Source organism: Proteus sp. G4415 (assembly GCF_963896075.1).
Lineage (GTDB): Bacteria > Pseudomonadota > Gammaproteobacteria > Enterobacterales > Enterobacteriaceae > Proteus > Proteus mirabilis.
This window is the reverse complement of record NZ_CAWQOK010000128.1, coordinates 1-10244: the sequence shown is the minus strand read 5'-3', so window position 1 is coordinate 10244 and position 10244 is coordinate 1. Positions and strand designations below refer to the sequence as shown.

Annotated in this window: 10 protein-coding genes; 2 read left to right on the top strand and 8 right to left on the bottom strand. The window is 35.0% G+C overall.

The window, feature by feature from the left end; genetic code table 11:
- Positions 1 to 117: 117 nt before the first annotated feature.
- Together AACU95_RS13770 and AACU95_RS13765 are read right to left on the bottom strand one after the other, a co-directional pair.
- Positions 118 to 858, bottom strand: coding sequence for a MurR/RpiR family transcriptional regulator (locus AACU95_RS13770; protein ID WP_004246678.1), 741 nt, complete (start codon positions 856 to 858; stop codon positions 118 to 120).
- A gap of 131 nt (positions 859 to 989) precedes the next feature.
- Positions 990 to 1466, bottom strand: a complete 477-nt coding sequence (locus AACU95_RS13765) for a cold-shock protein (RefSeq protein ID WP_004249014.1) — start codon at positions 1464 to 1466, stop codon at positions 990 to 992.
- Positions 1467 to 1652: 186 nt separating this feature from the next.
- On the opposite strand from AACU95_RS13765, the gene AACU95_RS13760 reads away from it, so the two are divergent.
- On the top strand, positions 1653 to 2351 hold the full coding sequence (locus AACU95_RS13760) for an RluA family pseudouridine synthase (RefSeq protein WP_012368575.1): 699 nt from the start codon (positions 1653 to 1655) through the stop codon (positions 2349 to 2351).
- 19 nt (positions 2352 to 2370) lie between these two features.
- On the opposite strand, the gene AACU95_RS13755 is transcribed toward AACU95_RS13760, so the two are convergent.
- Entirely contained in the window at positions 2371 to 2910 is a 540-nt protein-coding gene (locus AACU95_RS13755) for a DUF2058 domain-containing protein (protein WP_017628616.1), read from the bottom strand.
- 224 nt (positions 2911 to 3134) lie between these two features.
- On the opposite strand from AACU95_RS13755, the gene yajD reads away from it, so the two are divergent.
- On the top strand, positions 3135 to 3482 hold the full coding sequence (yajD, locus tag AACU95_RS13750; protein ID WP_004246674.1) for an HNH nuclease YajD: 348 nt from the start codon (positions 3135 to 3137) through the stop codon (positions 3480 to 3482).
- 398 nt (positions 3483 to 3880) lie between these two features.
- On the opposite strand, the gene AACU95_RS13745 is transcribed toward yajD, so the two are convergent.
- The 5 genes from AACU95_RS13745 to ecpA all read right to left on the bottom strand — a co-directional run bounded on the left by AACU95_RS13745 (position 3881) and on the right by ecpA (position 10186).
- On the bottom strand, positions 3881 to 4558 hold the full coding sequence (locus AACU95_RS13745; protein ID WP_012368584.1) for a hypothetical protein: 678 nt from the start codon (positions 4556 to 4558) through the stop codon (positions 3881 to 3883).
- Between the two features lie 92 nt (positions 4559 to 4650).
- The gene (locus AACU95_RS13740; protein WP_004250003.1) at positions 4651 to 6258 is read right to left on the bottom strand and encodes a hypothetical protein; all 1608 of its coding nucleotides are present in this window, start codon (positions 6256 to 6258) and stop codon (positions 4651 to 4653) included.
- A gap of 13 nt (positions 6259 to 6271) precedes the next feature.
- On the bottom strand, positions 6272 to 8767 hold the full coding sequence (locus AACU95_RS13735; RefSeq protein WP_074561576.1) for a CS1-pili formation C-terminal domain-containing protein: 2496 nt from the start codon (positions 8765 to 8767) through the stop codon (positions 6272 to 6274).
- Between the two features lie 22 nt (positions 8768 to 8789).
- Positions 8790 to 9473, bottom strand: a complete 684-nt coding sequence (locus AACU95_RS13730; RefSeq protein ID WP_036969763.1) for an EcpB family pilus assembly chaperone — start codon at positions 9471 to 9473, stop codon at positions 8790 to 8792.
- An 89-nt stretch (positions 9474 to 9562) separates the two neighbouring features.
- Positions 9563 to 10186 (bottom strand): common pilus major fimbrillin subunit EcpA, encoded by a 624-nt coding sequence (ecpA, locus tag AACU95_RS13725; protein ID WP_004246669.1) that lies wholly within the window; start codon positions 10184 to 10186, stop codon positions 9563 to 9565.
- Between the last annotated feature and the right edge of the window lie 58 nt (positions 10187 to 10244).

The following is a 10244-nucleotide window of genomic DNA, read 5'->3' as shown; positions in this document are numbered from 1 at the left end:
TTTTTAAAATAAATTGTTATTTTAGCTTAAAACACATTAAATTTATTAATATAGTAAAGAATAAGGCCGTGAAAAAGTTAATCTTGAAGAGATCATTCTGAGACTAAAAAATAATGTTTAAAGTAGATTTTCTATTTCATTTATTAACAAATCAACCAAAATAAAAAAACCAATTCGTGACTTGGTATCATCTTTTTTCGTATCATGATTATCCGCGAAACAAAATAGCGTATGCGTCGCATAACTGGTTAACTCATTGGTATTAAAGGCTGTCATACTGATAATATTTGCCTCTTTTAACTGCACAATTTTTGCCGTTTCAATGATCTTTTTAGTTCCCCCTGAAAGAGAGATAAAAATAACCGTGTCATCTTCATTCACTAAACGTGTAAATGAATCTGATAAGTTATAATCATTAATAAAAAAGCAATGCAGGCCCAGTGCAAACAATAAGTGTTCAAGATAATAACCGACTGCTTTACTTGTTCCCCTTGCCACAATAAAAATATTACGAGAATGGCGCAGGGTTTTAGCACACTCTTTAATTTGCTCTTCATTGATGAGGGTAAAGCTTTTATTAATATTCTTCTCTAGTTGTTTTTTATAAGATGAGTGATCACTCTTTTCTATTTTATTACGCGAAAGAATATAATTATTAATTTGAAACTTTAGCTCTTTAAAGCCACTAAAACCTAACTTCTGCGATAAATTAATAATTACCGTTTTTGATACAAAGGTTTTAGCGACTAAATCATTAATATTTAAATAGGGGATATCGGCGATATTATCGGTAAGATACTTTAATACTTTCTTTTCACTGACGGTTAAATTGTCATAATTTTTTAAAAAATCCAGCATATCTCACCTAATCAATTAATAATCATGATAAAACAATCAGTTAAGCATATTACACTCTACTGCATAATATGCTTAATCACAAAGGTGATCCATTGCACTATTGAGTTAAAAACAGATGCGCATTATCTCAATTAAGCCTTAATCACTTTGACTGTTGCATCAATATCGACTTCATCATCAGTAAAGGTTAATACTTTGCCGTGATAAGTAATGATATCAATTTTTTTCAAAGTACGCGTTTGATCTGCTGCCGACTCAGATTTAGGCTTAATACTGTTCATTAGCATACCAACCGATAATATTGTATTTTCTTTATCAATATGCGTTTTAACGGGTACTTGTTCGCTATAAACACGATAAGACTTAATTGACGTTAACTTAACGCGCTCTCCGGCAATAAAGATATATTTACTGTCTGGGATCACTTTTACTGCATAGGCTGATAACCCCTTCATATTGGTCGTGGGTTCAAACGTGACTATTGCATCTTTTTTAATAAGATCAGGGTTGGCAACCTTAATCACATGAAAATAGCGATTATCCCCATTTTCATCTTTGATAAATCCAAAACCTTTATCTTCAAACCATTTTGTGATTGTTCCATTCATTGCCATTACCGCCTACATGATCATTATTACTCAATTTTCTCTATGCAGTATAAAGCACAATCTGCATTCAGACTATGCCTTTGCCTATTAGTCTTTAAATTGAGTAAATAAGCATATTATGGTTTGAGTCGCCAATCGGCTGAAATTTAGCTATGATCAGTGCACTTTTGTGATCAGGATAATTTGATGTCGACGATTATTGATACCTTTATTGCCCCCACTTGCCATGACAAGATTGAGTATCTTTATCAAGATGAACATCTACTGGTAATAAACAAACCTTCAGGTTTACTAAGCCTTTCAGGTAAAAACCCGCAAAATATCGATTCTGTTCATTATCGCTTAGTACCATTGTTTCCCGAGTGCACATTAGTTCATCGTTTAGACTTTGGCACATCGGGGGTGATGGTTATTGCCCTGAATAAAGCGATTAACCGTGCACTTTGTCAACAATTTAGCCAGCGAACCGTCACTAAAGCTTATGACGCCCTATTATGTGGCCATTTGCAAAATGATAGTGGTGTTATAGAAGCGCCTATCGCGAAAGATCCACAACACTTTCCACGTATGTCGATTAGCACCACACAAGGCAAAGCTGCGCGCTCTTACTATCAAGTTATCGAACGGTTTTATCAGACTCTTGCTGATGGCACTCGCTTACCTTTAACGCGCGTGCGACTCACGCCAGAAACAGGCAGAACACATCAATTGCGTATCCATTGCCAATATATAGGGCACCCTATTTTAGGGTGTGATTTGTATGGTGGCCTATTATTATCAGGAACAGAGCATACCCCACGGCTAATGTTGCATGCCTGTGAGTTACATTTTATTCACCCTGTTAGTGAGCAACCGATGGATATTTATCTACCTTCGCCGTTTTAATATCAAGCCACCCTTAAAATCACCACATTAAATCGTCTGGCACTTTAAAATCAGCATAAGGATCATCTTCGTCTTGTTCTGCTTGGCTTAATGTGTTGTTTAATAAGATACAATCTGCATCTCTTTGCATGATTTTATCTGCCACACTCGCAGGAATAATGGCATATTCATTGTTTCCGGCGCTATCAATCACTAAACGTGCAATAGCTAAACGACCATTAATTAATTGAGATTGTGTTACTTTATCCACCTCAAGCGTTTTAATCACATTATTATCGGTAAATTTAAAATCAATATCGCCCTTAGCAGGGGTAATTCTATTCATCTCAATAAGTTGTTTAACTTGCGCTTTATACTCTTTTAATAAGGTTGCTTGTTTTTGCTGTTCACTGAGTTGTTTATCACGCTCAAGCTGTAAACGTTTCTTTTCTTCTACAGCCTCTTTCGCTTCTCTGGCCTGAACCCGCGATTTTTTCGCCGTTCTTTGTACTTTAGCCATTTTCTTATTTGTCACTAATCCCGCTTTTAGCATCTGCTCTTGTAAGGTAAGTTTTGCCATTTTTATGCCTAATTTTGCTCAATAATGCCCGAAATTATACCTGTAATTTTTAAGACTGCATCTCGTTACAACAACGCAAATTATCATAATAACACTCATCACCATATCGATGTTATTTGCTGAGTAAGCGTTGTGTTAATCACATTGGCTCCCTTAATGCATTAGGGTATATTGAGAAGTAACCAAAAAACTTTCTCTATCATTTATAACAGGCAAAATAAACCATGGCTGTGATCCCCAAAAACTATGCAAAACTAGAAAGCGGTTACCGCGAAAAGGCGCTAAAACTCTACCCTTGGGTTTGTGGACGTTGTGCTCGTGAATTTGTCTATTCAAATCTGCGTGAATTAACCGTTCATCATATTGATCACGACCACACCAATAATCCCGAAGATGGCAGTAACTGGGAGTTACTGTGTCTGTATTGTCATGATCATGAGCACTCAAAATACACAGAAGCAGAAGAGTACGGCTCTACCGTTGTAGCAGGGGAAGATGCCCAAGATGATGTTGGGCAAGCAACCTATAACCCCTTTGCTGATTTAAAGGCGATGCTGAATAAGAAAAAGTGATCTAATCGTTATCACGACTGAGAAATAAATCAGATACTGCAGTGTGTTAATCTATTATAGAACGTTAATACACTGCCAATAATTCATATCCCCCGCTACTCTATATATTAGTAAAACTATTATTTTTATCTTATCGATAACTGACTATCGCGCTATCAGAAATGTTGAAATTGTTTAAATTTATATATTGGTATTATCAAGTCAATCTAGAGGTAACAACGCCGATGCGTTTTATCGATTGAGGAGGAGATAGCTAAGAAAAGAGCTTCACTTAATGCAAAATTATAAATAGAAATTTATTCCTGTTATATAGCTAATATTATGCCCACAATCATTCTTATAGGTGACTCGGATACAGGCCATGATCATCATGGCCAATACACTTTAAAGTCACACCATCACTCACAATTCCCTATAGAGTAATATTTATCAAAGATAACAATATACTTACGACTTTTTTGACTTATGCGCAGATCTTTAATTTGTTGATTGGGTAATAAATAAAATACATAAGGCTCTGAGTCATCATCACCATCACAATTTTGATGTAACAAAACCCTAAAATAAGTATTGCCTGTATTTTTTAATATTCCTTGGTTAATATTTAAATCATATTTGAAATCTGGATCTTTAGGTCTAACAACAAAATAGGTTTCTAAACTTACTGTGGGGTAGAACAGTGGTTGTTTTTTTTGCCCTTCATCATTTCTTATATCAAGTGGCGTTTCACTAATAATAATTTTATAATAACGTTCTTTTTCATCCGCCTCTCCTCGATAGAAAATTTTAAAAAATTCCTGCTCCCCGGGTAATAGAATTTTTTTAAGGGGAGTAAAAAGAATTTCTCCATTCTGAATAGGTGTGCCCTGCTCTTGATAACCCGGCCTATCAATTTGGTAAGCACTAAATGTATATAAATTGGTTTTTTTAGTATCATTAATATAGGGCTTAGAAAAGAAGGGTTCCCCCGACTCCATAGAGGAAATATCTGCACTAATATAAAGTGCATATGCATGGTGATAAAAGAAGACTAACAACATCCCGCAAAGTATCTTAAACCAAGATATTAGTTTCATATTAAAATTTCAGTATTCGTTATAATAGAAAGTGACTTAAATAAAAAACCAGTACGTTCTTATCAGTCGCCATAACATAAAAATAATCAACTTTAGTTAATATCAGGCCCAGTCCATATAGCCTTAACCGTTACCGTTCCACTGGCTGAGACTGTTCCTAGCCAATCAATACCATCTAAAGTGAAAAATGAGTTAGCATCATTCATTGGAAAAGATAAATCTAGGTTCGTTCTATAAAAAGAACCTAAGTCTTCATCAGGTCTATCCCATGGTGTTTCTGTCCATAACGCATTTTTTAATGAAATTTCATGACTATCACAACTCGCTCTATATTTTGCATCCGTGCCATCACTATTTTTAAATGAGAGATAAGCCGGAAAAGGCACATTAAGTCGGTTATCACTGGAGGAGAATAAACAATAGGATTGCCCTTTTAATGTTGTTTGTGGTCCTTCTACAGATGCAGTAATAGAGTCTGCTTGTCTAGGGCCACTGGTGGTAACAATATAATTAAACTCAATGGGTGGCTCTTCATTACCCACTTTTCCCGTTTTAGATTGATGAGGGTTAAAATCAGCAGGAATAATGCTTATGCCATAATCTCTCGGTTTCAGAATAAGTGTATTTGAGGGGGTGAACTCATAATACCCAGATTGAGGCACTGCTGTATTGGTAAATGAAAAAGTAAAAAAGTCTTGGCTATTTTTAAAGTCGACATTACTAGAGACGAGTCTTTTTAAAAAGGTATTAGATAAAAAGATAGAAACATTTTTATTATTAACTTTAAAATAATAATTAGCGGGGTATGTTGTATTATAATTATACCAGTTATTACTGCCATCATCGGGGCCAATTTTTATTGTATTTGCCGCTGGCGTAAAAGGGATCAGTGTATTATTAATTTTTAAATTAAGCCTAATATTGGTAAATATATCCCCAGTAGTTTCATGATCAATCACCTGACAAATAATACCATTTTGGTTTGATACAATACCCACTCGGCAAAACTGAGAGCCTAAGCCAATCGTGGGATTACCGTTACTATCAATAAATATTTCTTGTAAAGCACCTGTTGAGGTCAGTTTTATATGCCCAGACTTAGTGATATTAAACTCATGTGATGCAAGCATTCTTCCGCCGATACTTTGGCAAGATTCGCCTTTACTGGGATCATAGTCTGTTTTTGTCATACAGGCTCTATAACTATATGTCTCTATAGTGCCTACAGGCAATTGGCGAAAATACAGGTATGCCGAATCACTAAATATCCCCCGAGCATAAGCCGATTCACCGTTAGTATTCGTCTGAACTATTTTATAAGCCCCATCTTTACCTATATATTGCGCAGGCCAATAGCCACTATCATCTGTACAATAACGCCTCATACATCGATTACCCACAAATGGCTTATCTATTTGAGAATTTTCTAGCCAAATATCGACATATTGATTGGCCTGAATGGATGTATTGGTATACCCCATATAACCTAAACTGAGCTGTGAAGATTTTGAATAACGCGTATATTTATTGGCACCCGAAAAACGCGGATCGGTTGTTCTTGGGGTAATAAAATATTCATTATCTACATTATTCTCAATAAAAACGTAACTATTAGTTACCGTAGCGGCTTGACTGGTTGTAGACAGCGATAAATTTAAAAGACAAGGTGCTACGAGTAAAAAAAATATTTTGCTATTCATAATAAAGTTCTCGTTATCTTTTTACGAAACTAGACTGAGGTTGACAAGTTACCTCTCCAACCCACATTGCTCCTTGTGCCCCTTTAAGATCTAAGTCTGCTTCACAGATTGTTTGCTGATCTTCTTGTAGTAACGAGATCACCGGATAACGGACATCTACATCCATTGAAAACTCACCATTTTGATCTGTTTTAGTTCGACCAATATGATTTCGAATTGAAGCATATTTTAAAAGTTCACCATTAGGGGATTTCAGACGTCCGAAAACCGTGACTAATTGCCTCACTTCCGGTTGATAAAAGGCAATATTTCCTGGATACAATGTGACGGATTTATTTCGGCCAGAAATAATGTCAAAGCTGTCTTTCGATTTGCCATCATTCATTAATTGGATGTCATAATCTGAATAAGGAGATAATGGAATAAAGGTATTTTTTCCACTAATCGGGTAATTTTGCCCGTTAACTTTAGCGAGCATACTGCCACTACCTTTAATGTCTGAATTGATAATAATGCCAGATTTACCTTGTTGACCACTGGGTGTGATCATCCCTTCACTATAAGCTATAGAGCCACGAGAAGTTAAATTACCATTGAGTCGTTTATTATCAGGGCGATTAATGGTCACCGTACCAGAGTTATACTTCGTATCATAAGAAGCGTAACCTAGAGTTGAGAAGTCAGATTCACCATTATCTTTATCATGCACTAACTTAGAAACAGAAACCCCCGCATTAGTGATCACGGAGTTTTCAAAATTCTTATTCACATAAATATTGGCTTTTACATTGCCATTGGTTGAAGAGATCCCAGTACTTAACCACGTTGAAAGAGGTAAAGAGAAATCAAGATTAATAAATTTTTCATTAGTGCTATTTTGATTATCATAATGATAACGCTGAACCCCAGCTCTTAATCCTACCGTGCCATAACGTCCCGAAAATAATGTATTTGCATATTCATAATTAATAGAATCACTACCAACTCGCTTATCTTTGGTATTGCTGATAGTAAATGAACCCGTTCTATCCATTATCTTATCGAAATTAATAGTTCCTCCATAAGAGTAACTGTCAGCCTCATATAGCGGTAAATCACCTCTTACGATAGTTTTCTCTTTAGATGCCCATAATGAACCATAGCCTTCTGGGATATTAATAGAAAGCGTACTAATATTACGGTGACTACCATGATTCTCTAACATTCCTTGCCAAGCAATAGAAAGATAGTTATTTACCGCTACACTGATATTCGTCTCCTGTACAATAAATTTATCAAATCCATAGTTAGACATTTGAAAACGAATACCGGATAACACAGGAAAGTTATAAGCAAAAGAGCTACCGATTAAATAACTTTTTTCGGGAGTTTGGTTATAAGAGCCACCCTCTTTGATATAATGACGTTTATCAAAATCAATATAGCCACCATAAATTTCCCAATTTAATTGGTCAAAATTACCGTTAGCGGTGCCAAAAGACTTATTAATGGTTTGATGTTGTGTTGTCACTACCTTGCCATCAATAACGGTTTCAATCGTTACTTCATAAATACCATAAGGCAACATGCCGGTATCAACTTCAAAATTACCCATCGGGAAATTTTGAATATTTAATAATTTACCTTGGCGATAAATACGAACTTCACCTGGACTATTTAAAAAAGCATAAATCGGAGTTAATGATTGCTGTTTATTCACCACCCTACTTGATGAATTATTCCCGATTGATGCTGCATAAATTTTACTGCTACTCAATACTGTTAAGCTGGCTAAGGACTGTAAATTCCAAGTGCTCATTAACCCGATAGCAAAACGCAATCCATTAAAATCACGTTCATACATTGCTCTATAGAGTTCAATATTGGAATTGGATTTACCTATACTGTAGGCAGATGCATTAATATTAAAATGGTGTTCAGCTTTAGCTAATAACGTGTCTAAATTAAAGTAGCTACTGGATGAATCTTGGGCGTTTTTAACACGACTTTGAAAGACGCCCAAATCATAGTTGGCCACAGCAGAAAATGAATTAACAGATGAATTTCCTAATATGGATTGTCTAGCATGTTCTTTGGGTGCAAAAGCTGACTTATCAACATCTAATGATAAATTAAATGAAGAGACATTTAATTGAAGAGCAGCATTACTATCAATAGTTATACTATTATTTTCATTAAAGATAGCATTTTTTTTATTTTCAATTTTATCAACTAATAACTGATTTAGTGTTGCGCCTTGATTATTTTCGATTAATTGAATACTTGATAGTTTTATTTTATCATTATCGATAACAATAATCGCATCTGCAATTTTCTTTTCACTTTGGTTTTGTTTATTTGCATCATTAAGTCGTAAGAAAACGGGCACCGACATACCTTCCTCTAAAGCATTAACAAATGCCGGAGGAATAATATATCCGCCCACTTTAATTCTTTTTATTTCATTAGCATTAATCGTATTCGAAAAAATAATACCTAATATTGATAAAGCGATAATACTCTTACGCATGATTTAGCCCATTCTTTATTTTTTATTTGACAACAATGAACTCTCCTTTGTGCCAAATGCCTACGCTAGATTTTTTATTTGTGAGATCGACAAGTTGTAATTTAACGGCTAAATGTGGCATAAGGTAATAACGCTCGCGACACATCCCCTCCACACCATATTGTTGTTTTTCTGCTAGACAAGGGCCTGAAGCCACAACACGAAATGAACTATTACCGATATTAGAAACTTTATTATCATGATACTGATAATTAAAATTCTCAATTCTGGGTGCAACCACTAAAATTGTACTAATAGTTGCAGATGTTGTTGCTGTCGCTGATTTTGAGCTTTGTGTTATACCATTTTCAGCAATAGGATCATCTTTCCAATTTAATCGATAATAACGCTCTTTATCATCCTTAGGCCCTTGATAAATGATTTTAAATACATCACTTGCATGACCGGGAAGAATCAGATTAGCCGGTGTTGATAGAATTTCATTGGGATCAGTAACCGGAATAACTTTCCCATTTTCAAGTGGTGAGTCTAATTTTTCTATTGTCAAATTGACTAATCTTGCCGTATTTACTGTATTTTCAATTTCTTTGGCAAGACTACTTTCATCAGAAGATATTATCTCTGTTATATTACCTACATTTACTGCAAAACTATTTTTTAATGGAAACCATAATAATAAAAAAAGGATTAATTTTATCTTATTCATAATAGTCAGTTTCTAAAAATAAATAACGATAAAGATATTACTTCCCTATAGTATCTTTATCGTAATATCAATTAGCCAATAAAGGAGAATTAAGGTTCTGGATTAGGTTTAACGGTAGAAAAGTCACCATCCCAAGTGGCAGTAAATTGCACTTTTACATCACCATCCCAGACACCATCAGCCAGTGATTTAAAATCGGCTGTTGCTCCTGCTGCTTGTGCACTGGCAATCACAAAAGTGAATTCACCACGATCTGTAGCGCGCTCAGAGCCATTGTAAATACCATCAGCAGCTAAATTATCTAAACCTGAGGTTAACCCTTTTGATGTATCAATTAACACGACATCAGTTGTTTTAGAAAGGTCTTCCCCATTCCATTTAACGCCAACTGTTAATGTTGAATCATCAGTTGTTCTTGCTAACGTATTAGCAATCAGTTTTGATGATAATTTAAAATCGGTTGCGCCAGATTGGCCTTGAATAGCAATATCAAATGCACCATTTTGTTGGTTAAATGATTTTTGTCCTTCAGCATAATTAAAAGTCAGACTTTTTAATGGAGTGACAACTAACATACTGGTTGTATCTTTAATTGCAGTTGCTTGCCAAGTAGCAGTTGCTTGTGCAACACGGGTATCTGCATTAGCAGCCGTAGCAAAAGAAGCAGCAATAATTGTTGATAGCATCACCGATGCTATTTTTTTATTTAACATATTATTCTCTCTAATTTTGATTTATAAAAAACAATTACATAGTATAAAAAACACCTTT

Coding starts and splice junctions, on each gene's coding strand:
- AACU95_RS13770 (WP_004246678.1), bottom strand. CDS start 858: ATGCTGGATTTTTTAAAAAATTATGACAATTTAACCGTCAGTGAAAAG.
- AACU95_RS13765 (WP_004249014.1), bottom strand. CDS start 1,466: ATGAATGGAACAATCACAAAATGGTTTGAAGATAAAGGTTTTGGATTT.
- AACU95_RS13760 (WP_012368575.1), top strand. CDS start 1,653: ATGTCGACGATTATTGATACCTTTATTGCCCCCACTTGCCATGACAAG.
- AACU95_RS13755 (WP_017628616.1), bottom strand. CDS start 2,910: ATGGCAAAACTTACCTTACAAGAGCAGATGCTAAAAGCGGGATTAGTG.
- yajD (WP_004246674.1), top strand. CDS start 3,135: ATGGCTGTGATCCCCAAAAACTATGCAAAACTAGAAAGCGGTTACCGC.
- AACU95_RS13745 (WP_012368584.1), bottom strand. CDS start 4,558: ATGAAACTAATATCTTGGTTTAAGATACTTTGCGGGATGTTGTTAGTC.
- AACU95_RS13740 (WP_004250003.1), bottom strand. CDS start 6,258: ATGAATAGCAAAATATTTTTTTTACTCGTAGCACCTTGTCTTTTAAAT.
- AACU95_RS13735 (WP_074561576.1), bottom strand. CDS start 8,767: ATGCGTAAGAGTATTATCGCTTTATCAATATTAGGTATTATTTTTTCG.
- AACU95_RS13730 (WP_036969763.1), bottom strand. CDS start 9,473: ATGAATAAGATAAAATTAATCCTTTTTTTATTATTATGGTTTCCATTA.
- ecpA (WP_004246669.1), bottom strand. CDS start 10,186: ATGTTAAATAAAAAAATAGCATCGGTGATGCTATCAACAATTATTGCT.